Source organism: Streptomyces sp. NPDC048172 (assembly GCF_043202595.1).
Lineage (GTDB): Bacteria > Actinomycetota > Actinomycetes > Streptomycetales > Streptomycetaceae > Streptomyces.
This window is the reverse complement of sequence record NZ_JBIDAT010000005.1, coordinates 320,745-341,346: the sequence shown is the minus strand read 5'-3', so window position 1 is coordinate 341,346 and position 20,602 is coordinate 320,745. Positions and strand designations below refer to the sequence as shown.

The following is a 20,602-nucleotide window of genomic DNA, read 5'->3' as shown; positions in this document are numbered from 1 at the left end:
GGGTGGGCGGGCGGACGGGATCAGGAGTAGGTGTAGAAGCCCGCGCCCGCCTTGCGGCCCAGGCGGCCCGCGTCGACCATGCGCTGGAGGAGCGGGGGCGCGGCGTAGAGCGCTTCCTTGTACTCCTGGTACATCGAGTCGGCGACGGAGGCCACCGTGTCGAGGCCGATGAGGTCGGAGAGCTTGAGGGGGCCCATGGGGTGGGCGCAGCCGAGCTCCATGCCGTTGTCGATGTCCTCGCGGCTGGCGATGCCGGACTCGAACATGCGGATCGCGGAGAGGAGGTAGGGGATCAGCAGGGCGTTCACGACGAAGCCCGAGCGGTCCTGGGCGCGGATCGTGTGCTTGCCGAGGAGCTTGCCGACGGCCTCCTCCGCGCGCTTGATCGTCTCGTCGCTCGTGGTGAGGGCCGGAATCAGCTCGACCAGCTTCTGCACGGGCGCCGGGTTGAAGAAGTGGATGCCGATGACCTGGTCCGGGCGGGACGTGGCCACGGCCAGCTTCACCAGCGGGATGGACGAGGTGTTCGAGGCCAGGATCGCGTGCGGGCTGGTCACCACCTGGTCCAGCACCTGGAAGATCTCGGTCTTGACCCCCTCGTTCTCGATCACGGCCTCGATCACCAGGTCACGGTCGGCGAAGTCGCCCAGGTCCGTGGTGAAGGAGAGCCGGTCCAGGGTCGCGTCGCGCTCCTCCTCGGAGATCTTGCCGCGCTCGGCGGCCTTGCCGAGGGAGTTCACCAGCCGGGTCCGGCCCAGTTCCAGCGCCTCGCCGTTGGTCTCCGCGACCATGACCTCAAGTCCGGACCGCGCGCACACCTCCGCGATGCCGGCGCCCATCTGGCCACAGCCCACCACTCCGACGCGTTCGACGCCGGCTACAGAGTCCGTCACCTCGTGCCTTTCGCTGATCCTCAACGGTTTCGCCGCCCGACGTTACCGGTGCGGGCGGTGCGCGCGGAGGGCGGGTGCGAAAGGTCACGTATGGGCGGGGTTCAGCGCTGGTTCCGCTCCTGGACGACGGAGTCGGGGCCCGGTGACAGCACCGCCTCGTGGCCGTCCTCGAACCGCACGCGGTACGGCGGCTCGCCGTCCGTGCCCAGCACTTCGAGGATCTCCGCCACGCGGTCGTGCTGGCCCACGACCCGTCCGTGCATCAGCAGACGGTCGCCTGTGTTCGCTCGCATCAGGAGTGCCCTCCTGTTCGCAGGTGGTACGTCGTCTGTGTCGTCTGTGCCGTATACCCGTTCGGTGCGGATAAGTCTACGGCGCGCGTGCGCACTTGGTCCTGTCCGGGCGGGCCCGGTCACGTCCCGGTCATGTGCGGGTCAGGTCCGGGTCCGCTGGACCACCGCGATGCAGAGGAGCACGCCGACGGCCGCCGCCGGGGCCGCGGGGGAGAGGTGCTCGCCCAGCAGGAAGACCGACCAGAACAGGGTGAGCAGCGGCTGCGCGAGCTGCACCTGACTGGCCCGCGCCACCCCGGCCAGGCCCATCGCCCGGTACCAGAAGAGCAGGCCGAGGAATTGCGAGCCCGTCGCGTTCCACGCCAGCCCCGCGACCGCGTGGGCCGTGAGCTGCACGGGCTCGTGCGCCAGCGCGAAGGCCGTGCCGACCGCCGCCAGCGGCAGGCACCCCACCAGCACCCACCCGATCACGTGCAGCGCGGGCAGCTCGCGGGCCAGCCGCCCGCCCTCGGCGTATCCGGCGGCGCAGACCAGCAGCGCCCCCAGCAGGTAGAGGTCGCCCAGCGAGGGGGCCCCGCCGCTCTGGTAGAGGGCGAAGGCGACGACCACGGCGGCACCCGCGAGCGCGGCGGCCCAGAAGAGGGGCGAGGGGCGGGAGCCGGTACGGACGGAGGAGTAGACCGCCGTGGTCAGCGGCAGCAGGCCCACGACGACGGCCGCGTGAGACGTGGTGGACGTCTGGAGCGCCAGCGTCGTGAGCAGCGGGAAACCGATCACCACGCCGGAGGCGGCGACCGCGAGCCCCGCCCAGTGCCGCCGCGCGGGGACGGGCACGCGCAGCACGGCGAGCGTCCCGCCCGCGAGGATCCCGGCGAACAGGACCCGCAGCGTGGTCGCCGACCAGGGGCCGAAGCCCTCCAGGGCCCAGGCGGTGGCGGGGAAGGTGAGCGAGAAGAAGGCGACGCCGAGGACGGCGAGGAGCACGCCGGTACGCGCGGTCCCGCTGCCGGAACCGCCGACGGAGCCCACGCCGGTGCCCGCGCAGGTGCCCGCGCTCGTACCCGTACAGGCGTCGGTGCTTGCTGTCGCGCTCGCGGGGGCCGCCGTCGGTGCCGCTATCGTCCCGGAGGCGATAGCGCTATCGTCTGCTGTCATGCAACAGCGTAGCAGTGTGGGTGAACTGGCCGCTTCCCTGCGGAGCGAGCTGGACCGCTACTCATCCGGTGAGAAGCTGCCGTCCAGCCGGGCGCTCGTCGAGCGGTACCGGGTCAGTCCCGTCACCGTCTCCCGCGCGCTCGCCGCGCTCGTCGCGGAGGGGCTGGTCGTGACGCGGCCGGGCGCCGGGGCCTTCCGCGCCGCGGGGACCGGGCCCTCGCCGCACGCCAGGGGCGACACCTCGTGGCAGGAGGTGGCGCTGAGCGCCGACGCCTCCGCCGACCAGGCGCCGCGCAGCGTCGACGCCGGTGGCGTGCTCACCACGCTGGAGGCGCCGCCGCAGGGCGTCATCGAGCTGAACGGCGGCTATCTCCCGCCCGGGCTCCAGCCCGAGCGCGCCCTCGCCGCCGCGCTCGCGCGCGCCGGGCGGCGGCCGGGGGCCTGGGGCAGGCCGCCGGTGGACGGGGTGGCCGAGCTGCGGGGCTGGTTCGCGCGCGAGATCGGCGGCCCCTCGGGCCTCCTCGCGCCCTCCGACGTGCTGATCACCGCCGGTGGCCAGAGCGCCCTGACCACCGCGCTGCGCGCCCTCGCGCCGCCGGGGGGCGCCGTGCTCGTCGAGTCGCCCACGTACCCCGGCATGCTCGCCGTCGCGCACGCCTCCGGGCTGCGCCCGGTGCCCGTACCGGTGGACACCGACGGGGTGCGCCCCGAGCTGCTCGCCGAGGCGTTCCGGGCGAGCGGCGCGCGGGTCTTCGTCTGCCAGCCGCTCTTCCAGAACCCCACGGGGGCCGTGCTCGCGCGTGAGCGCCGGGCCGAGGTGCTGCGCGTGGCGCGCGAGGCGGGCGCCTTCGTGGTCGAGGACGACTTCGCGCGCCATCTCGCGCACGAGGACGCGGGCCCGCTGCCCGGCGCGCTGTGCGCGGACGACCCCGACGGCGTGGTCGTGCACATCCGCTCGCTGACGAAGATCACCTCGCCCAGCCTGCGCGTCGGCGCCCTCGCCGCGCGCGGGCCCGCGCTGGAGCGGCTGCGGGCCATCCAGATCGTCGACAGCTTCTTCGTCCCCCGCCCGCTCCAGGAGGCCGCGCTCGAACTCGTCGGCGCACCGGCGTGGGCCCGCCATCTGCGCACCGTCGCCGCCGAGTTGAAGGCGCGGCGGCACGTCATGCTCGGGGCGCTCGCCGGGGAGCTGCCCGGGCTGCCCCTCGCGCACGCGCCCCGCGGCGGCTACCACCTGTGGCTGCGCCTCCCCGGCGGTACGGACGAGCACGCGCTCGCCGCCGCCGCGCTCCGCGCCGGTGTCGCCGTCGCGCCCGGCCGCCCGTACTTCGCCGCTGAGGCCCCCGCGCCGTACCTGCGCCTGACCTTCGCTCCCGCGTCCGCGGAGAACGAGATCACCGAGGGCGTCCGGCGGCTCAGAAACGCGTGTGACGAGCTGGGGATCACCGGTTAGGGTCCGCGGCATGGCATTCCTTCCGATCTACGGCTGAAGGCGGCGGGGTCCGTCCCCGGTCCGCCCCTCCCGGCCCCGCTCCACCCGGCCCCGTGCCTCGTGGGGCGCGCGCCGGTGATGTGGCGTTTCCGATTCCGCTTTCATCCGCAGACCAGAAGTGAGTGATCTCTGTGCGTACTTCCGCACGCCGCCGTGCCCATGTCGCGATGGTCGGCGTCCCGATCGTCAGCCATGTGCTGCCCAGCCTGGAGGTCGTGCGCGCGCTCGTCGCGCGCGGCCACCGCGTGACCTACGCCAACGACCCCGCCGTGGCCGACCTCGTCACCTCCGCCGGGGCCGAGTTCGTCCCCTGCCGCTCGATCCTGCCCGTCGCCACCGGAGACTGGCCGGACGACCCGATCGCCGCGGGCGACCTCTTCCTCGACGACGCGGTGCAGGCCCTGCCCCAGCTGCGGGAGGCCTACGGCCACGACCCCGCCGCGCTCTACCTCTACGACATCGGCGCGTACGCGGCGCGCGCGCTCGCCGAGGCGCAGGGGCGGCCGCTGCTCCAGCTCTCCCCGACGTTCGTGGCCTGGAAGGGGTACGAGGAGGAGGTGGCCGCGCATATCCGCCGGATGCCGGGCGCCGACGCGTACCGGGCCAAGTTCGCCGACTGGCTGGCGCGCTGCGGCGCCACCACCACGGACCCGGACGTCTTCAGCGGCCCGCCGGGGCGCTCCCTCGCGCTGATCCCGCGCGCCATGCAGCCGTACGCCGACCGCGTGGACACGGACGTGGTCACGTTCGTCGGGCCCTGCTTCGGGCCGCGCGCGGGCCGGGAGAGCTGGACGCGTCCGGCGGGCGCCGCGCGCGTACTGCTGGTCTCGCTGGGCTCGCAGTACACCCGGCAGCCGGAGTTCTACCGCAACTGCGTGGCCGCCTTCGGCGCGCTGCCCGGCTGGCACGTCGTCCTCCAGATCGGCGCGCACACGGACCCCGCCGCGCTGGGGCCCGTGCCCGACTCCGTCGACGTGCGCTCCTGGGTGCCGCAGCTGGCGGTCCTGGAGGAGGCCGACGCGTTCGTCACGCACGCGGGCATGGGCGGCAGCAGCGAGGGCCTGAGCACCGCCACGCCCATGATCGCCGTGCCGCAGGGCGCCGAGCAGTTCCAGAACGCCGACCGGCTGGTGGAGCTGGGCGTGGCCCGCCGCCTCGACACCGCGGACGCCACCCCCGAGGCCCTGCGCGCCGCGCTCCTGGAGCTGACGGGCAGCGCCGAGGTGGCGCGCAGGGCGCGCGGACTGCGCGCGGACGCGCTCGCCGAGGGCGGCACGCCGCGTGCGGTCTCGCTGATCGAGGAGCTGCTGGAGCGGGAGGGCTCAGCGGACTGACCCCGTAGCACCGCCCTGCGGCACCGCCCTGCGGCACCGCCCCGCGGCGCCGCCCCGGCGTCAGGGTCTCGGGGTGAAGACCGAGACCCGGAAGGACGCCGTGGTGCGGTACGTGCCGTGCGGCGTACGGGCGAGGCCGCGTACGCGCTCGGGCAGGCCGGCGACGTGGTGGGCGTTGGGGCCCATGGCCACCAGGTCCACCACGTCGTCGTCGGCGAGGTCGAGCGTGAACTCCCGCCGGAACGTGTCCACTTCCTGGAAGCCCCCGGCGAGCGAGGCGCGCAGCCGCCCCGCCTTGCCGGACTCGACGGAGAGCAGGCCCAGGTCGCGCCGGAGCTCCGCCAGATGGCGTCCCGTGGGCGTGACGACCAGCAGCGCGCCGTCCGGGCGCAGGACGCGGCGGAACTCTGGCGCGTTGCGCGGCGCGAAGACGTTCACGACCAGATCGACCGAGCCCGTACGGACGGGCAGCGGGCGCCACACGTCCCAGCCGACGGCGCCCAGCCGCGGGTGCGCGCGGGCGGCCCGGCGCAGTGCGTACGGCGACGCGTCCATCCCTAGGCCCACGGTCCCGGGGAGCGCGTCGAGGATCCGTGCGAGGTAGTGGCCGGTGCCGGTCCCGGCGTCGAGGACGACGTCCCGGCCGGTGGGGAGCGCGGCGGCGCGTTCCGCCAGGGCGTGGGCGAGCGGCGCGTAGTGGCCGGACTCCAGGAAGGCGGCGCGGGACGCCACCATGGGCGCGGTGTCGGCGCGGGGCGCGCGCGTACCGCCCGGCAGGAGCGTGACGTGGCCCTGGCGGGCCAGGTCGAAGGAGTGGCGCCGCGCGCAGCGCAGGGCGCCCTCGGCGGGCCGGAAGGGCTCGCCGCACAGCGGACAGGTCAGGACGGAGAACAGCCGTCGGCGGTGCGCGCACACGGCTGTCGAGGAGTTCGCGGACATGGGTGTTCCTCTGAGGGCACGGGCGCGGCGGACTGGCCGCGCCGGTCTCGGACTTACGGCGGATCACGAGCGCGCGCCGGTCAGGGGACGGCGCGCGGGCCGCCGTTCAGAGGAAGCGGTGAGGAACACCAGTAGGTCGCATGTGTCACACCTTACCCGCACACCTGTCCGCCCCGGAGAGGCCGGGGGAGTCCGTTCTGTGCCGGTGGCACGTGCTTTCGGACTGTCGAACTAATGAGTAATCGGCTCTACGCTCGCCCCATGCACGTTCGTCTCACGCTGCTCGCGGCCGCGCGGAGCTCCTCCGTGCTCGATGTGCGGTTCGACGACGACCGTCCGCTCGACGCCGCCGGCTGGCAGGAGGTGCAGCGGATGATCCCGGCGCTCGCGCACCTGGCCGCCGCCGAGCTGCGCTACTGCTCGCCGTCCGCGCGCTGCCGCGAGACCGGCGAGGTGCTGGGCCTGACGCCGCTCGCGCAGCCCGCGCTGCGCGACTGCGACATGGGCCGCTGGCGCGGCCGTACGCTCCAGGAGGTCACGGCCCAGGAGCCGGACGCCGTCGACCTGTGGCTCTCGGACCCGCGGGCCGCGCCGCACGGCGGCGAATCGCTCCTCGCGTTCATCCAGCGCATCGGCGCCTGGCTGGACACGCGCCCCGTGCAGGACGGCGGCTGGGCCGTCGCCGTGGCCGAACCCTCGGTCGTACGGGCCGCGCTCTGCTACGTGCTCAAGGCGCCGCCCCACGCGTACTGGCGGGTGGAACCCCAGTCCCTCTCGGCCCTGACCGTGACGGGGCGGCCGGGGGAGTGGAGCGTCCACCTGGTCTGAACCGGTCTGAACCGGTCTGAATGGCCTGAACGGTCTGACCAGGGCCGTGCTCATGCCCGTCCGGCGCGCTCCGCCGCCCCGTGCAGGGCGTGCAGCAGCCAGAAGCGGCGCGTCTCCTCGGTGTCCTCGCTGGTCGTCATGGCCCGGGTGAGGAGGAACATCGGCGGCGGACCGGCGCTCGGGCCCGCTCCCGCGTCCCGTGCGAGCAGATCGCCGAGCACTTGCCAGATCTCCGCGCGGCCTCCGGAGCCGCCGTGCCGTTCGGCGGCGTACGCGGCGGCCAGCTCGGCGCGCAGCCCCTCGCGCCCCTCCGGCGGTCCGCAGCCGTCGAGCACGGCGAGGGTGAGCGTGTACAGGGGTTCGCGGGCGAGCCCGCGGTGGACCGCCGCCAGTTCGACCGCGTCCCGCTCCATCTCCGCCGTCATGCCGGGCCCCAGCCCGGCGAGGTACCGGGCGAACGGCTCCTCGCCCAGCAGCGGCGACTCCTCCAGCCCCTGCGGCAGCACGGCCTCGGGCACCTCGTCGACCGCGACCACGCGGTGCGGGCCCGCCGCCCACGCGGCGTCCAGCCGGGCCCCGGTCGCCCGCGCCACGGCTGCCACGCCGTTCCCCCAGCTCTCCCCGGCGCCGAAGGCGAGCCCCGCCAGATGGGCGTCCCACGCCTCGGGGCGCTTCCCGTGCCGCTGCTCCGGCATCAGCATCTCGAAGGAGGAGAGGACGAATCCGCCCTCGGCCAGGGCGAGTTCGGACAGCGCGTCCATGTTCCAGTACGCCCCGGCGGCTCGCCCGTCGCCCAGTCGGGACAGGGGGCGCAGCACCTCCTCGCGTACGCCCTGGAAGCCGCCGTACTCGACGACGACCACCGCGTCCCCGGCCGTCGACACGGCGATGAGCTGCCGCTCGGAGAGGTCGGCCCGGTCCCCGAACTCCTCGTCCAGGCGCATCTCCTCGGCCGCGTCCGGATCGCCGCCGAAGCGCCGGATCACCTCATCCTCGTCCGCGCTCCCGCCCGTACCGGCGACCGCCGTGACGCACGCGTCCTGGTCGAGCCCCAACTCGTCGAGAAGCCCGTCGAGCGGTCCGTCGTATCCGATGTCCGTGCCGTCGGTCATGGCCCCGAGTATGGCCGTTCCCCCGTCGTCCGGGCACGGTGGTGGGTACGCGCGGAACGCGCACGGGGGACACGGGGGAGGGGCCATGGAGCGGCGGACCGAGCTGGACGCGTTGCGGGCCCTGGTCGTCATCGGGCTCGTCTTCTTCCACTCCGCGCTCGTCTTCGACTCGCGCGACGACTTCTACGTCAAGAACGGGCAGACCACCGACGCCACGACGATCGGCGCCGGGCTCGGGGTCGTCTGGGCGATGCCCATGCTCTTCCTCGCCGCCGGGCTGGGCGCCTGGTACTCGCTGCGGCGGCGCGGCGTCGCCGGGTTCGTCCGGGAGCGGCTGCTGCGGCTGGCCGTGCCGCTGCTCTTCGCCGAGCTGACGATGCTGCCGCTGCCGCAGTGGCTGCGCGAACGGGCGGCCGACCCCGGCTCTCACGAGTCGTACCTCGCCTTCCTGCCGCGCTACTACGACGTACGGTTCGCGCCGGAGGAGTTCCCGTTCGTCGTGCAGGGCGAGGTGTTCGAGACCGGGCACCTCTGGTTCGTCGTGCTGCTGCTGGCCTTCTCGCTGCTGCTCGCGCCGCTCGTACGCTGGCTGCCGCGCGGGCACGCGCGGGCGGCGCGCGACTGGTCCGGCTCCCTCGCCGAGCGGCGGCGCGGCGCCGTGCTGCTCCCCGCGCTGCCGCTCGCCGTGGTCAGCGCGCTGCTCGGCCTGGAGGAGAGCTACGGCGGCTGGCACCGCTGGGCGTACCTGCTCTTCTTCCTCTACGGGTTCGCGCTCGCCGCCGACTCCCGGCTGCGCGAGGCGATGCGCCGGGACGCGGGGCTCGCGGCGGCGCTCGGGCTCGCGCTGTTCGTCGCGGCGCTGCCCGGGTTCATGACGCAGGACGATCCCTTTGTCGACATGACAGCTGTCGCGCTGGCGGGCCGTACGGCCTACGGAGCGGCGGGCTGGTGCTGGCTCGTGGCGATCCTCGGACTGCTCGACCGCCGCGCGGCGCGCAGGGCCGCCGCCCCCGCGCCCGGTGGTGGCGCGCGGGGGCGGCGGTTCTACGGATATCTCGGCGCGGCCGTGCTGCCGCTCTACGTGCTGCACCAGCCGATCGTCGTCGCCGTGGCCTACGGCGTCGTGGGGCTGGAGGCGCCGATGGCGGTGAAGTACCTGCTCATCGTGGCCGCCTCGCTCGCCGGGACGTTCGCCGCGTACGAACTGCTCGTGCGCCGTACGCCCGTCACCCGGTTCCTCTTCGGGATGCGGACCGGCCGTTCCGAGCGGCCCCAGCCGTCTCAGCGGTTGACGAAGCGGAGCGCGCCCTCGTCGTAGCGGCCGCCCGCGACGGCCTCACGCGGGGCCGCCGCGTCGATCGCGGCCAGGTCGTCGGGGGAGAGGGCGAGGCCGAGCGCTGCCAGGTTCTCCGCGAGGTACTTCTCGCGGCGCGTGCCCGGGATCGGCACGACGTCCTCGCCCCGGTGCTGCACCCAGGCGAGCGCGAGCTGCCCGGCGGTCACGCCCTTCCCGGCGGCCAGCTCGTGCAGCTTGTCGACGATCGCGAGGTTCCGCTCCAGGTTGCCGTCGGCGAAACGCGGCTGGGTGCGGCGCACATCGCTCTCCGCCATGCCCTCGACCGAGGTGTAACGCCCGGTCAGGAAGCCGCGCCCCAGCGGCGAGAACGGGACGAGCCCGATGCCGAGTTCGCGGCAGACCGGCGCGATCTCCTCCTCCAGGTCGCGGCTCCACAGCGACCACTCGCTCTGCAGCGCGCTGACCGGGTGGACCGCGTGGGCCCGGCGGATCGTCGCGGCGCCCGCCTCGGAGAGCCCGAGGTGGCGCACCTTGCCTTCCCGGACCAGCTCCGCCATCGCGCCGACCGTCTCCTCGATGGGCACGTCGGGGTCCACGCGGTGCTGGTAGTAGAGGTCGATGTGGTCGGTGCCGAGCCGCCGCAGCGACGCCTCGCACGCCTGCCGGACGTACGCCGCGTCGCCGCGGATCTCGGTCGGCTCGCCGAGCCGGTTGGCGAAGCCGAACTTGGTCGCGATCACCGCTTCGTCCCGGCGCCCCGCCAGCGCCCGGCCGAGCAGCTCCTCGTTGTGGCCGCCGCCGTAGAAGTCGGAGGTGTCGAAGAGAGTGACGCCCAGGTCGAGGGCGCGGCGCAGCGTGGTGGCCGACTCCGCGTCGTCCGAGGAACCGTAGCCGTGGCTCATCCCCATGCAGCCGAGCCCCTGCGCGGAGACCGCCAGCGTGCCCAGGTGCCGGATCGGGAGACTGGTCAGGAGAGGGGACATGGTGCTGCCTCCTGGCGGCCGGTGAGAACCGCCTGGTCGGGGGATGATCGTGGCCCGACCGTACGAGCTGGAGCGCACTCGAACGCAAACGCGACGGACGGTCCCGCTCAGCCGTCCCTGCGCCACACCAGCGCCGCCGAGACGGGGTGGCCGCGGTACTTCTCCCACTTCGGCTTCACGGCGAGCCAGCGCTCGTCCACGACGCCCTCGCGCATCTCCGCCAGCCGCCACCCGGCCGCGAGGCCCGCCGTGACGTGGTCGCTGAGCAGGTGGATGTGGGTGGCGATCGCGATGGACTCCCCGGACTCGCTGGTGAAGTGGGTGGGCATGCCCGAGGTCATGATGAAGTGCGGGTGGAAGGCGATCACCACACAGGCGGCGCCCGGTGCCGCGAGCCGCCAGGTCTCCTCGTAGTAGGGGCGCAGGTCGGGCAGGTGCTCGTCGATGAGCGAGGAGATCACCAGGTCGTAGGCGCCGCTCTCCAGGCCCGTGGCGCGTACGTCGCCCTCGGTGAGGCTGTCGTGGGCGCCCCGCTCGCGCGCCTTGTCGAGCATCTCGGGGGTGAGGTCCACGCCGTCGAGCGACGGCACGCCGTGGCGGCGCAGCCAGGCGCCCGTACGGCCCGTGCCGCAGCCCAGGTCGGCGGCGCGGCGCACGGATCCCCAGGCGGGCACGGCGAGTTCGTCGAGGAGGGCGATGTCCATCGCGTCCTCGACGGTGTCCTCGTACGTGCCGACCCACTGGCCGTAGCCGGTGGCCACGTCCACGGTGCGGTAGCCGCGGCTGTCGAAGTCTGTGAAATCAGGCATGCGGGCGAGTATCACCGCTCGTCACCGGGCGGGGCGACGGAATTTCGGGGCGCCGCGCGGGCCCGCGTACGGGGGCTGGCACTACCCCCGTACGGCAGCTGGCCGGATCGCGCGGGCGGCCCGGGCGGCGGAGGCTGAGGAACGACCGTACGACGGCACGACCGAACGACCGCTGCCCCTGCCCCCTTCCGCGACGGGAGTCGCCCGATGTCCTCCGTCCCACGGCGTGCGCTGCTCGCCACCCTTCCCGCGCTCGCGCTCGGCGCCGCCGTGCCGGGGGTCGCCCGCGCCACGGCCACCGGGGGTGGCGGTGTCGTCGCCGCGCTCACCCGTGCCGCGCGGCCCCTCCGTTCGACCTCCCCGCACGGGCCGCTCGGCGACCTGCGGCCGCTGGGCGCGGCGCTCGGCGAGGTGCCCGTCGTCGCGCTCGGCGAGGCGGTGCACGGGGCGCACGAGATGTTCACGCTCAAGCACCGCGTCTTCCGCTACCTCGTCGAGGAGAAGGGCTTCACCACCTTCGCGCTGGAGACCGGCTGGGGCGCGGGCCTGCGCCTCGACGCGTATGTACGGACCGGCGAGGGCGACCTCGGGGCGCTGATGGAGCGGGAGCTCGGGGGCGGGGCGTGGCCCTGGTACGTCGAGGAGTACCGCTCCCTCCTCACCTGGATGCGGGCCCACAACGTCCGCCACCCCGAGGCACCCGTCCGGTTCATGGGCAACGACCTGTGCCATCCGCGTATCGACGGCGCCCTGTTCACGTACGTGGAGCGGCATGTGGCCCGCCACCACCCGGAGCTGCGGCGCGTGTTCGGCCCGCTCCACCGCGAGCTGCGCGCCCACGCCACGACGGAGTCCTTCAGCGCCCTGCCCGGCCCCCGCCGCCGCGCGCTGGCGGAACGGGCGCGGGCCGCGGTACGGCGACTCGCCGCGCGGCACGACACGCGCGACGCGCACACCTGGGCCGTCCAGCACGCCCGCGTGATCGCACAGACGGCCACGCTGCTCTCGTACGACCTGAAGGACCCCGGCGAGACGCGGGAGGCGATGCGCTACCGCGACGAGCTGATGGCCCTCAACACCGCCTGGTGGCACCGGCACACCGGCGGCAAGGTCCTGCTCTCCGCGCACAACGGCCACACCGCGTACGAGACGTACGACCCCGGGCACTACCCGGAGACCCAAGGCGCGTACCTGCGGCGCGCGCTGGGCCGGGACTATCTCAGCGTCGGCACGACCTTCGGCAGCGGCACCTCCACCGTGCCGGACGGTGAAGGCCGCTGGCAGACGGAGACGCACGGCGCGCCCCGTGCGGGCAGCAGCGAGGCCACGCTCGACGAGGCGGGCGCGGCGCTGCCCGGCGGGAACTTCCTGCTCGACGTCCGTACCGCGCCGCCCGTGGCCCGCGCCTGGCTCCACACCTCCCGCCCCACCCGCGACGTGGGCCCGCCCGGCGACCCGTACCGCCCGTACGTGCTGGGGCGCGGGCACGACGTCCTGGTCCACCTCCACGCGTTCCGCGCGGCGCGTCCGCTGGGGGAGCAGCCGCCGCTCAGCGCAGGCGCCAGATCCAGCCGAGCGGGGTGAGGCCGAGGGTGCGCGCGACGGAGCGGGAGGCGGCGTTGCCGGCGGAGGTGCTGTAGAAGAGCACCTCCCGCGCGGGGCGTTCGAGCGCCGCCCAGGCCGCGACGGCGGCCGGGGCGAGTCCGCGGCCCCGGAAGTCGGCCCGCGTCCAGATCCCGGCCTCCGCCGAGGCCGCGTTGGAGGCGGGCGTGTGGCAGATCGACACCGGCTCCTCGCCGTGCACGGCCATCGTCCAGGACCCGAGCCCGCCCCGCACCAGCTCCGCCCACTCGTCCGGCTCCCAGTTCCCCGGCCGCCTCAGCCGCCCGGCGGCCCGGCGGCCCTCGGCGTCGGAGACGAGCAGGGGCAGCGGCGCCGTCGCGCGCGGGGCGAGCCGCTCGGGGAACACGAACGAGGGCCCGCCCTCCACCGTCGCCGGACGGGCCCCGCCGAGCTCCGCGGCGAGCCGCAGCAGCACGGCGGGCGGCTCGCCGGGCGCCTCCGCCTCCGCCTCCCCCGAGCCCTCGGACCGCGGCGGCGCGGGGACCCCGGCCCCGAGCGCCAGCACACTGGCCCGCGACGACCCGGCCCACACAGCCCGCACGGCCCCGTCCCTGACCCGAGGCAAGCCGCCGTCGCCCTCGCCCGCCCCCGGCACGAGGCCGTGGATCGCGTCGATCTCCAGGGTCAGCAGCCGTGTGTCACGGAGCTCGTCGGTGAACATGGCGCGAGGCTAACGGGACACGGGGAAGGAGCCGGTTCCGCCCCCGGGTTCACCGGCCTTCCGGCAGGTGGGCCGCTCGGCGTAGGAGGAGGGCGCGTTCGCGGGTGTTGCGGGTCAGGCCGGCGGCGCGGGTGAACTCGGCGCGGGCCTCGGCGGGGCGGTCCAGGCGGGCCAGGAGGTCGCCGCGGACGCTGGGGAGCAGGTGGTAGTCCTTGAGGGCCGGTTCGTCCGCGAGCGCGTCGACCAGGGGGAGCCCGGCGGCCGGGCCCTCGGACATCGAGACGGCGACCGCGCGGTTCAGCTCGACGACGGGGGACGGCGTCAGCGTCATCAGGCGGCCGTAGAGCGCGGCGATCGTCGCCCAGTCCGTCTCCTCGTAGCGGACGGCGCGGGCGTGGCAGGCGGCGATGGCGGCCTGGACGGCGTACGGGCCGGACAGGGCCGTGCCCGCGCGGCGCAGGGCCTCGATGCCGCGGTGCATCAGCAGCCGGTCCCAGCGGGCGCGGTTCTGGTCGGCGAGCAGCACCGGTTCGCCGTCGGCCCCCGTACGGGCGGGGACGCGGGACGCCTGGAGCTCCAGCAGCGCCGCCAGCCCGTGGACCTCGGGCTCCTCGGGCATCAGGCCCGCCAGCACACGGGCGAGGCGCAGCGCGTCCTCGCAGAGCGCCGGGCGGACGAGGTCGTCGCCCGCGGTCGCGGAGTAGCCCTCGTTGAAGACGAGGTAGATGACCTCCAGCACGGAGGAGAGCCGGGCCTCGCGGTCGTCGCCGCAGGGCACCTCGAAGGGCACCCCGGCCCGGGCGAGGGTCCGCTTCGCGCGGACGATGCGCTGGGCGACCGTGGCCTCGCCCGCGAGGAACGCGCGGGCGATCTCCTCCGTCGTCAGCCCGCCCAGCAGCCGCAGGGTCAGCGCGATCCGGCCCTGCGTGGGCAGCACGGGGTGGCAGGCCGTGAAGATGAGCCGCAGCAGGTCGTCGTCGATGCCGTCCGCGTCCGGGTCGTCGACGTCCCCGGGGCCCGGCTCAGGCACGTCCTCCAGGGCCCTGCCGACCTCGGCGAGCTTGCGGGCGTAGGTCTCCCTGCGGCGTACGAGGTCGATCGCGCGGTGCTTGGCGGTGGCCATGAGCCAGGCGCCCGGCTTCTCCGGTACGCCCGACTCCGGCCACTGCTCCAACGCGGCGACCAGCGCGTCCTGCGCCAGCTCCTCGGCGATGCCCACGTCCCGCACGATCCGGGTGACCCCGGCGATGATCCGGGGGGACTCGATACGGAAGACGGTCTCGACGGTCTCGACCGTCTCACCTGTGCTGCTGCCTGGGCTCGCGTTCGTCACGGGCACCCATCAGACCAGGGGGACGGGCCCCGGACAAGCGCGGGCGTCGGCAGGCCGTCAGCAGCCGGCGTCGTCCGAGATCTCGCGGACCTCCGCCGTGATGTTCCATTCCGGCGGGTGGATCTCCAGGAACCGCCGGGTCCACTCCAGCGCCTCGGCCTTGTCCTTGGCCTGGACGATGGAGTAGCCGCCGACGACCTCCTTCGTCTCGGTGAACGGCCCGTCGGTCCAGCTGACCTTGCCGCCGGTCCAGGAGGCGCGGGTGCCCTCGGCGGTGGGGGTGAGGCCGCCCGTGTCGAGCATGACCCCGGCCTTGTTGATCTCCTCGAACAGCTTGCCCGCGCGCTCCTCGAAGTCCGGCGGGTTGTCGGAGGGCAGGTTGTTCTCCTCGATACGGATCAGCGTGAGAAAGCGCGGCATGGTGACTCCTCGGTCGTGGAGCGGGGCCGTTCCCCGCTCTCACCCCTGCGTCGAACGGGCAGCGGCCGGATCGACACGTCCCACGGATTTTCCCGAAGATTTTTCCGAGGGGCCTCCGGAGCCGCCGGGAGCCTCCAGCGTCAGGGGCGGCGGCGCGTCTTGACCGTGTAGTTGACGCGGGAGGAGGGCTGCCCGTCCGGGGCGGTCGCCGGGTGCTCGTGGGTGTCGCACACCAGTACGTCCCACTCCCCGCCGGGCCCGTCCTCCAGCGCGAGGGAGGCCAGCACCTCCTGCGGGGTGGGGAACGCGATGCCGGGGTGCGGCTCGGTCTCCCAGGACGGGAAGCCCATGTGGCCGACGACCAGCAGCACCCCGCCGGGCGCGACCGCCTCGGCGGCCCGGCGCAGGATCTCCTCGCGCGGCATCTCGTGCAGGGAGTGGAAGAACTGGGCTGACACCAGGTCGTAGGAGCCGGTGGGGAACGAGCTGCCGAGGTCGTGGTGCTGCCAGTCGATCCGGTCCGCGACCCGTGCCCCGGCCCCGGCCGCGTGCTCCGCCGCGCGGCCGAGCGCGACGCGGGAGAGGTCGGTGGCGGTGACCCGCCACCCCTGGCGGGCCAGCCAGATCGCGTCGCCGCCCTCCCCGCAGCCCAGGTCGAGGGCGGCGCCGGGGGAGAGGCCCTCGGTCTCGCGGACGAGCGCGGCGTTGGGCTCGCCGCTCCACAGCTGTCCGTTCTGGCCGTAGCGCTCGTCCCAGAACTCCTCGGCGGAGTCGGGGGTGAGGTCGTCCTGGGTCATCGTGCGTGCCTTTCGTCGTGTCTTCCGCCGTACGGGAGGGTTCGAGGCAACCGTGCGTCCGCTCCGACCGCTTGACAAAGATATTTGCCGTAACGGCAAATGGAGGGATGAGCGAAGACGATCTGGCCCCCGTGCTCGACGCCGTCGGCCCCCGGCTGCGGAGCCTGCGGAAGGGGCGCGGCATCACTCTGGCCCAGCTCGCCGAGGAGACCGGAGTCTCGCTGAGCACCCTCTCCCGGCTGGAGGCGGGCCGTCGCGAGCCGACCCTGAAGCTGCTGCTGCCGCTGGCGAAGGCGTACGGGGTGCAGCTCGACGAGCTCGTCGGGGCGCCGCAGACCGGCGATCCGCGCATCCACCCCCGCCCGTTCACCCGGCACGGCAAGACGTGGATCCCGCTGACCCGCCACCTCGGCGGCCTGCACGCCTACAAGCAGATCCTCCCCGTCGCCCCCGAGACCCCGGCGGGCACCCGCCCCGAGCAGGGCATGCACGAGGGGTACGAGTGGCTGTACGTCCTCTCGGGGCGCCTTCTGCTCGCGCTGGGCGAGCACGATCTCGTCCTCTCGGCGGGCGAGGCCGCGGAGTTCGACACCCGTACTCCGCACGGCTTCGCCAACGCCGGTGACCGGCCGGTGGAGTTCCTCGCCCTGTACGGCGCCCAGGGCGAGCGCATGCACGTACGGGTGAGGCCCGCCGCCTCCTGAACCGTCTCCTGAACTGTCCCCTGAACCGTCACTCCGGCAGCGCGGCGTTCTCGCCGACCGCGGCGAGGAGCTGGAAGGGCCACTCCGGATCGGCCTGGCCGACGGTCAGCGCCAGCCACCGGCCCGAGGACGGCGGCCGCCATACGCGCATGCTGCCCGCGACCCCGGCCAGGAAGCCCAGCGGCTCGGGCGGCTCGGGCGGTTCGCGCACGGCCTCCGGTCCCTCCCCGTACGGCGCGTCGAGCCCGAGGTACGGCCACAGCCCGACCGTCACGGGTGCGCCCCAGCGGGCGGTCAGCGGCGCGGCCAGCGAGGCGAGGACCTCTTCGGCCTCCAGTTCGGCGGCCTCCAGCAGCTCCACGCCCCGGTCGTCCCAGAAGTCCCGGCTCTCGTGGAGCACGGCCAGGTGGTATCCGGGCCCGCCCCACCGGCCGCTCTTCCCGGGCGTCAGTTCCCGCTCGGGGAACGGCAGCGCGCACAGCGCGTCCACGACCGCCAGCCGGTCCTCGAAGGACCCCGGCATCCGGTGCTCGTTCGGCATGCCGGGAGCTTATGTGCCCCCTTCGGAACGCTCAGTCCTGGGGCCCGTCATCGGGCTCGCCCCGGGGTCCGGGGTGCTGCTGCCTGCGTGCCCGGTTCGCCTCGCGGGTGAGCGCCCAGGCGTCCGCCACCGGGCCCATGTGCCCGAGCTTGTCGGGGTTGATGACCGAGCGGATCGTCTGGACCCGCCCGTCGAGGATGTCGAGCGTGAAGGCGTTGAGGATCCGGCCGTCCCGGTCGCGGAAGAGGGCGCCCGGCTGGCCGTTGATCCGGAGCGGTTCCACCGTGACGCCGACGCTCTCGAACGGCTCGGTGAGCGAGATGAGGATCCGGGACACCTTGTCGGGGCCGACGATGGCCCGGGCCCACTGCGGGGCCTTGCCGCCGCCGTCGCCGACCATCTGGACGTCGGCGGAGAGGAGTTCGCGCAGCCCGTCGACGTCCCCCTCCCGGAAGGCGTCGAAGAACCGTCCGGCCAGCTCCTCGCGTTCCTCACGGTCCGCCTCGAACCGGGGGCGGCCCGCGTCCATGTGACGGCGCGCCCGTACGGCGAGCTGGCGGCAGGCCGCCTCGGAGCGGTCCACGGCCGAGGCGATGTCCGGGAAGCCGAAGCCGAAGACCTCGCGGAGCACGAAGACCGCGCGTTCGAGCGGGCTCAGCCGCTCCAGCAGGAGCAGCGCCGCCATCGACAGCGAGTCGGCCAGCTCCGCCGAGCGCTCCGGGTCCTGGTACGGGTCCTCCAGCAGCGGTTCGGGGAACCAGGGTCCGACGTACTCCTCCCGCCGGACGCGCGCCGAGCGCAGCACGTCGATCGAGATCCGGGTGACCACGGCGGAGAGGAACGCCTTGGTCGAGTCGGGCCGCGTCGCGGTGGCCTCCCAGCGCAGCCACGCGTCCTGGACCGCGTCCTCGGCCTCGGTGACGCTGCCGAGGATCCGGTAGGCGATCGAGAAGAGCAGGGGCCGCAGCTCCTCGAACTCCGCTGTCCTGGTCGCGTCCGTCACGTCAGTCCCTCCCGGAATCCCTGTTCCCGCCCGGCCTCGGCTTCGGCTTCGGCTTCGGAGAAGCCGCGGCCCTCCGCCACCTCCGCCATCATCGTCACCCCGGCCCGTCCGGCAAGGGCAGCCGTCAGTCGAGCCTGGTGCAGAAGAGGCAGCCGTCCCAGTGCGGCAGCGCGCTCAGCAGCCGGTGCCGTACGCATGAGGCGACGGCGCCCTCGTCGGGGGAGGGGAAGCCATCGTCGGGGGACGGGGCGTCCGGCGGGTCGAAGTAGGCGACCATGGAGGCGAATTCGCGCAGGTAGCGCGGGGCGAAGGGCGGCTCGTACCCCAGCTCGTCCCAGCGGTGGCGGCGCAGTGCGAGCGCCGTGACGCGCAGCACGAAGTCCCTGGCCCGGGCCCGTTCGCCGGGCGTCGCGCCCCACGCGATCTCGTCCAGGTCGAAACCGACGTTCCCCCGGCCCATGACGTCCTGGTTCTGCCACGTCAGCAGGGCGGCGAAGCGGAGTTCCCACGGTTCCTCCGCCAGCTCGGAGGCGGCCAGGGTCAGCACGTCGACGAAGACCTCCGTGCCCCCGTTGGACAGGTACATGCGCCGCTCCCCGGCGCCGAACACGTTCCCCACCGGGTCACCCTACGGCCGCCACGGGCCGCAGCGCCTCGGCGAGCCCGGCCGCCGGGGCCGTGGGCGTACGGGGATGGAGGACCTCCACGCGGTGCACGAGCCGGGGCGCGGAGAGCGGAACGGCCACGACGCCCGGCACCCCGCGCGCCGCCTCCCGCGCCGCCGCCGCGAGCCCGCCCCCGGCGGCGACCAGGGCGCAGAGTCCGCGGAAGTCGGCGCCCGCGTAGGCGAGTTGCGGCCCGAAGCCGTCGGTACGGGCCGCCGCGCGCAGCTCTTCCAGCGGAACGGCGGCGTCCGGTGCGTCGATCCAGCGCGCCGCGGCGAGGTCCGCGAGCCGCAGCCCGGGCCGTCCGGCGAGCGGGTGCCCGGCGGGCAGCAGGACCGCCAATGGCTCCTGGGCGATGCCGAACGCCGTGAGGGGCGCGGCCTCGGGCAGCGGCAGCGGATCGCTGGGCGCCACCGCGCCGTCGGCCAGGGCGAGATCGGCCGCGCCGGTCAGCGCCGCCTCCACCGCCTCGTCGCGCCCGCACGCGCGTACGGAGACCGCGAGGCGCGGCGAGGCCGTACGGACGCGTGCCACCGCCGCCGCGACGGCGGGCGTCAGCGCGCCGGGCGTGCAGGCCACCGCGAGCCGCCCGGGCCGGGCCCGCCGCAGCCGCCCCAGATCGGCGCGGGCCGCGTCCAGCCGGAGCAGCAGCGGACGGGCGTGCTCCAGCAGCCGCGCCCCCGCCTCGGTCGGCGCCACCGGGCGGCGGGTGACGAGCGGCGCCTCCACGTCGGCCTCCAGCGCGGCGATGTGCTGCGAGACGGCCGACTGCGTGAAGCCGAGGGCACGCGCGGCGGCGGAGAAGGAGCTGTGGTCGACCACGGCGACGAACGTACGGAGCTGCTGCGGATCCATGCCCTCAGTGTTCCTCGGCGTCCATCAGCCTCCATCAGCATCTCTGATGGAGGGTGCAGGAATCATCGTTGGACGCGATGCCGAGCACGGTCCCAGGATGACCGCATGACCCACACCGCGCGCCTCGCCCTGGTCGGGGACCGTTCCCCGCACGTCCGTTCCCATACGCGCATCCCGGTGCTGCTCGACGCGCTGCGCGAGCGCGACGGCCTGGACCTCGACGCCTACTGGATCCCCACCGAGGAGGCGGCCGCCGACGCCGCCGCCGACACGGCGCTCGCCGCGTTCGACGCGATCTGGCTGCTCCCCGGCAGCCCCTACCGCAGCGAGGACGGGGCGCTGGCCGCCATCCGTGCGGCCCGCGAGCGGCACGTCCCCTTCCTCGGCACCTGTGCGGGCTTCCAGCACGTCCTGCTCGAATACGCCCGCGCCGTCTGCGGCCTGGAATCGGCGGCGCACGCCGAACGCGCGCCCGGCGCCCCGGCCGACGACGCCGTGGTCGTGCCCCTCGCCTGCTCCCTCGTCGGCCACGAGGGCCCCGTCACGCTGGCCCCGGGCTCCCGGGCCGAGCGGCTCATCGGCGCCGAGCGGTCCGTGGAGCGCTACCACTGCGAGTACGGGGCCAGCCCCGGCCATGTGGACCTGCTCGCCGCCCACGGCCTGCGCTTCACCGGCACGGGGCCCGACGGCGAGATGCGCGTCGTGGAGCTCCCGGACCACCCCTTCTTCCTCGCCACCCTCTTCCAGCCGGAGTTGGCGGGGGACGGCAGCCGCCCGCACCCCCTCGTCCGCGGCCTCGCGTCCGCCGCGGTCGCGCACGCACGCGGGGCCATGCCCGACCCGAAGCCGTGACCGACCCGCCCAT

General features: G+C 74.6%; 22 protein-coding genes. 7 read left to right on the top strand and 15 right to left on the bottom strand.

Annotation, left to right across the window (positions count from 1 at the left end; genetic code table 11):
* Positions 1 to 20 precede the first annotated feature (20 nt).
* The 3 genes from ACGF3A_RS23340 to ACGF3A_RS23330 form a co-directional block, all read right to left on the bottom strand.
* Complete coding sequence (locus ACGF3A_RS23340; RefSeq protein WP_393732191.1) at positions 21 to 893, bottom strand: 3-hydroxybutyryl-CoA dehydrogenase; 873 nt, start codon at positions 891 to 893, stop codon at positions 21 to 23.
* A 101-nt stretch (positions 894 to 994) separates the two neighbouring features.
* Positions 995 to 1,186: a DUF1918 domain-containing protein gene (locus tag ACGF3A_RS23335; protein ID WP_393732190.1), complete on the bottom strand. Its 192-nt coding sequence runs from the start codon at positions 1,184 to 1,186 to the stop codon at positions 995 to 997.
* Positions 1,187 to 1,327: 141 nt separating this feature from the next.
* Complete coding sequence (locus ACGF3A_RS23330) at positions 1,328 to 2,341, bottom strand: DMT family transporter (RefSeq protein WP_393732189.1); 1,014 nt, start codon at positions 2,339 to 2,341, stop codon at positions 1,328 to 1,330.
* Here ACGF3A_RS23330 and ACGF3A_RS23325 point away from each other — a divergent pair.
* Positions 2,340 to 3,794: a PLP-dependent aminotransferase family protein gene (locus ACGF3A_RS23325; RefSeq protein WP_393732188.1), complete on the top strand. Its 1,455-nt coding sequence runs from the start codon at positions 2,340 to 2,342 to the stop codon at positions 3,792 to 3,794. The genes ACGF3A_RS23330 and ACGF3A_RS23325 overlap by 2 nt on opposite strands.
* Before the next feature lie 206 nt (positions 3,795 to 4,000).
* Complete coding sequence (locus tag ACGF3A_RS23320) at positions 4,001 to 5,167, top strand: macrolide family glycosyltransferase (RefSeq protein ID WP_393732644.1); 1,167 nt, start codon at positions 4,001 to 4,003, stop codon at positions 5,165 to 5,167.
* Positions 5,168 to 5,227: 60 nt separating this feature from the next.
* Here the strand turns inward: ACGF3A_RS23320 and ACGF3A_RS23315 are convergent, their stop codons facing one another.
* Positions 5,228 to 6,106: a putative RNA methyltransferase gene (locus tag ACGF3A_RS23315; protein WP_393732187.1), complete on the bottom strand. Its 879-nt coding sequence runs from the start codon at positions 6,104 to 6,106 to the stop codon at positions 5,228 to 5,230.
* 261 nt (positions 6,107 to 6,367) lie between these two features.
* Between ACGF3A_RS23315 and ACGF3A_RS23310 the strand changes: the two genes are divergently transcribed.
* Positions 6,368 to 6,934: a histidine phosphatase family protein gene (locus ACGF3A_RS23310; RefSeq protein ID WP_393732186.1), complete on the top strand. Its 567-nt coding sequence runs from the start codon at positions 6,368 to 6,370 to the stop codon at positions 6,932 to 6,934.
* A 50-nt stretch (positions 6,935 to 6,984) separates the two neighbouring features.
* On the opposite strand, the gene ACGF3A_RS23305 is transcribed toward ACGF3A_RS23310, so the two are convergent.
* Positions 6,985 to 8,046, bottom strand: coding sequence for a DUF6461 domain-containing protein (locus ACGF3A_RS23305; protein ID WP_393732185.1), 1,062 nt, complete (start codon positions 8,044 to 8,046; stop codon positions 6,985 to 6,987).
* Positions 8,047 to 8,131: 85 nt separating this feature from the next.
* Here ACGF3A_RS23305 and ACGF3A_RS23300 point away from each other — a divergent pair, with 85 nt between their 5' ends.
* A complete protein-coding gene (locus tag ACGF3A_RS23300) occupies positions 8,132 to 9,364 on the top strand; it encodes an acyltransferase (RefSeq protein ID WP_393732184.1) in 1,233 nt (410 codons plus the stop codon).
* Here the strand turns inward: ACGF3A_RS23300 and ACGF3A_RS23295 are convergent.
* Entirely contained in the window at positions 9,328 to 10,326 is a 999-nt protein-coding gene (locus tag ACGF3A_RS23295; protein WP_393732183.1) for an aldo/keto reductase, read from the bottom strand. The genes ACGF3A_RS23300 and ACGF3A_RS23295 overlap by 37 nt on opposite strands.
* Positions 10,327 to 10,433: 107 nt before the next feature.
* Entirely contained in the window at positions 10,434 to 11,135 is a 702-nt protein-coding gene (locus tag ACGF3A_RS23290; protein WP_393732182.1) for a class I SAM-dependent DNA methyltransferase, read from the bottom strand.
* A 207-nt stretch (positions 11,136 to 11,342) separates the two neighbouring features.
* Here ACGF3A_RS23290 and ACGF3A_RS23285 point away from each other — a divergent pair, with 207 nt between their 5' ends.
* A complete protein-coding gene (locus tag ACGF3A_RS23285; RefSeq protein WP_393732181.1) occupies positions 11,343 to 12,719 on the top strand; it encodes an erythromycin esterase family protein in 1,377 nt (458 codons plus the stop codon).
* Here the strand turns inward: ACGF3A_RS23285 and ACGF3A_RS23280 are convergent.
* The 4 genes from ACGF3A_RS23280 to ACGF3A_RS23265 all read right to left on the bottom strand — a co-directional run bounded on the left by ACGF3A_RS23280 (position 12,685) and on the right by ACGF3A_RS23265 (position 15,969).
* The gene (locus ACGF3A_RS23280) at positions 12,685 to 13,419 is read right to left on the bottom strand and encodes a GNAT family N-acetyltransferase (RefSeq protein ID WP_393732180.1); all 735 of its coding nucleotides are present in this window, start codon (positions 13,417 to 13,419) and stop codon (positions 12,685 to 12,687) included. The two genes, ACGF3A_RS23285 and ACGF3A_RS23280, sit on opposite strands and share 35 nt — an antisense overlap.
* 49 nt (positions 13,420 to 13,468) lie before the next feature.
* Positions 13,469 to 14,752 carry an RNA polymerase sigma factor gene (locus ACGF3A_RS23275; protein ID WP_393732179.1) on the bottom strand — a complete coding sequence of 428 codons (1,284 nt, stop codon included), beginning with the start codon at positions 14,750 to 14,752 and terminating at the stop codon, positions 13,469 to 13,471.
* 57 nt (positions 14,753 to 14,809) lie between these two features.
* A complete protein-coding gene (locus tag ACGF3A_RS23270; protein WP_393732178.1) occupies positions 14,810 to 15,172 on the bottom strand; it encodes a YciI family protein in 363 nt (120 codons plus the stop codon).
* Positions 15,173 to 15,312: 140 nt separating this feature from the next.
* Positions 15,313 to 15,969: a class I SAM-dependent methyltransferase gene (locus tag ACGF3A_RS23265; RefSeq protein WP_393732177.1), complete on the bottom strand. Its 657-nt coding sequence runs from the start codon at positions 15,967 to 15,969 to the stop codon at positions 15,313 to 15,315.
* Positions 15,970 to 16,076: 107 nt separating this feature from the next.
* On the opposite strand from ACGF3A_RS23265, the gene ACGF3A_RS23260 reads away from it, so the two are divergent.
* On the top strand, positions 16,077 to 16,673 hold the full coding sequence (locus ACGF3A_RS23260) for a helix-turn-helix domain-containing protein (RefSeq protein WP_393732176.1): 597 nt from the start codon (positions 16,077 to 16,079) through the stop codon (positions 16,671 to 16,673).
* Between the two features lie 28 nt (positions 16,674 to 16,701).
* Here the strand turns inward: ACGF3A_RS23260 and ACGF3A_RS23255 are convergent, their stop codons facing one another.
* The 4 genes from ACGF3A_RS23255 to ACGF3A_RS23240 form a co-directional block, all read right to left on the bottom strand.
* Positions 16,702 to 17,214: a hypothetical protein gene (locus tag ACGF3A_RS23255; protein ID WP_393732175.1), complete on the bottom strand. Its 513-nt coding sequence runs from the start codon at positions 17,212 to 17,214 to the stop codon at positions 16,702 to 16,704.
* A gap of 31 nt (positions 17,215 to 17,245) precedes the next feature.
* The gene (locus ACGF3A_RS23250; RefSeq protein ID WP_393732174.1) at positions 17,246 to 18,217 is read right to left on the bottom strand and encodes an RNA polymerase sigma-70 factor; all 972 of its coding nucleotides are present in this window, start codon (positions 18,215 to 18,217) and stop codon (positions 17,246 to 17,248) included.
* Between the two features lie 124 nt (positions 18,218 to 18,341).
* Positions 18,342 to 18,836 carry a hypothetical protein gene (locus tag ACGF3A_RS23245; RefSeq protein WP_393732173.1) on the bottom strand — a complete coding sequence of 165 codons (495 nt, stop codon included), beginning with the start codon at positions 18,834 to 18,836 and terminating at the stop codon, positions 18,342 to 18,344.
* Between the two features lie 4 nt (positions 18,837 to 18,840).
* Entirely contained in the window at positions 18,841 to 19,737 is an 897-nt protein-coding gene (locus ACGF3A_RS23240) for a LysR family transcriptional regulator (protein ID WP_393732172.1), read from the bottom strand.
* A gap of 105 nt (positions 19,738 to 19,842) precedes the next feature.
* On the opposite strand from ACGF3A_RS23240, the gene ACGF3A_RS23235 reads away from it, so the two are divergent.
* Positions 19,843 to 20,589: a gamma-glutamyl-gamma-aminobutyrate hydrolase family protein gene (locus ACGF3A_RS23235; protein ID WP_393732171.1), complete on the top strand. Its 747-nt coding sequence runs from the start codon at positions 19,843 to 19,845 to the stop codon at positions 20,587 to 20,589.
* Positions 20,590 to 20,602: the final 13 nt, after the last annotated feature.

Bases quoted from the DNA above. Each gene is read 5' to 3' on its own strand.
- ACGF3A_RS23335 (WP_393732190.1), bottom strand. From the start codon at position 1,186: ATGCGAGCGAACACAGGCGACCGTCTGCTGATGCACGGACGGGTCGTG.
- ACGF3A_RS23325 (WP_393732188.1), top strand. From the start codon at position 2,340: ATGCAACAGCGTAGCAGTGTGGGTGAACTGGCCGCTTCCCTGCGGAGC.
- ACGF3A_RS23330 (WP_393732189.1), bottom strand. From the start codon at position 2,341: ATGACAGCAGACGATAGCGCTATCGCCTCCGGGACGATAGCGGCACCG.
- ACGF3A_RS23320 (WP_393732644.1), top strand. From the start codon at position 4,001: ATGGTCGGCGTCCCGATCGTCAGCCATGTGCTGCCCAGCCTGGAGGTC.
- ACGF3A_RS23315 (WP_393732187.1), bottom strand. From the start codon at position 6,106: ATGTCCGCGAACTCCTCGACAGCCGTGTGCGCGCACCGCCGACGGCTG.
- ACGF3A_RS23310 (WP_393732186.1), top strand. From the start codon at position 6,368: ATGCACGTTCGTCTCACGCTGCTCGCGGCCGCGCGGAGCTCCTCCGTG.
- ACGF3A_RS23305 (WP_393732185.1), bottom strand. From the start codon at position 8,046: ATGACCGACGGCACGGACATCGGATACGACGGACCGCTCGACGGGCTT.
- ACGF3A_RS23300 (WP_393732184.1), top strand. From the start codon at position 8,132: ATGGAGCGGCGGACCGAGCTGGACGCGTTGCGGGCCCTGGTCGTCATC.
- ACGF3A_RS23295 (WP_393732183.1), bottom strand. From the start codon at position 10,326: ATGTCCCCTCTCCTGACCAGTCTCCCGATCCGGCACCTGGGCACGCTG.
- ACGF3A_RS23290 (WP_393732182.1), bottom strand. From the start codon at position 11,135: ATGCCTGATTTCACAGACTTCGACAGCCGCGGCTACCGCACCGTGGAC.
- ACGF3A_RS23285 (WP_393732181.1), top strand. From the start codon at position 11,343: ATGTCCTCCGTCCCACGGCGTGCGCTGCTCGCCACCCTTCCCGCGCTC.
- ACGF3A_RS23280 (WP_393732180.1), bottom strand. From the start codon at position 13,419: ATGTTCACCGACGAGCTCCGTGACACACGGCTGCTGACCCTGGAGATC.
- ACGF3A_RS23270 (WP_393732178.1), bottom strand. From the start codon at position 15,172: ATGCCGCGCTTTCTCACGCTGATCCGTATCGAGGAGAACAACCTGCCC.
- ACGF3A_RS23265 (WP_393732177.1), bottom strand. From the start codon at position 15,969: ATGACCCAGGACGACCTCACCCCCGACTCCGCCGAGGAGTTCTGGGAC.
- ACGF3A_RS23260 (WP_393732176.1), top strand. From the start codon at position 16,077: ATGAGCGAAGACGATCTGGCCCCCGTGCTCGACGCCGTCGGCCCCCGG.
- ACGF3A_RS23255 (WP_393732175.1), bottom strand. From the start codon at position 17,214: ATGCCGAACGAGCACCGGATGCCGGGGTCCTTCGAGGACCGGCTGGCG.
- ACGF3A_RS23240 (WP_393732172.1), bottom strand. From the start codon at position 19,737: ATGGATCCGCAGCAGCTCCGTACGTTCGTCGCCGTGGTCGACCACAGC.
- ACGF3A_RS23235 (WP_393732171.1), top strand. From the start codon at position 19,843: ATGACCCACACCGCGCGCCTCGCCCTGGTCGGGGACCGTTCCCCGCAC.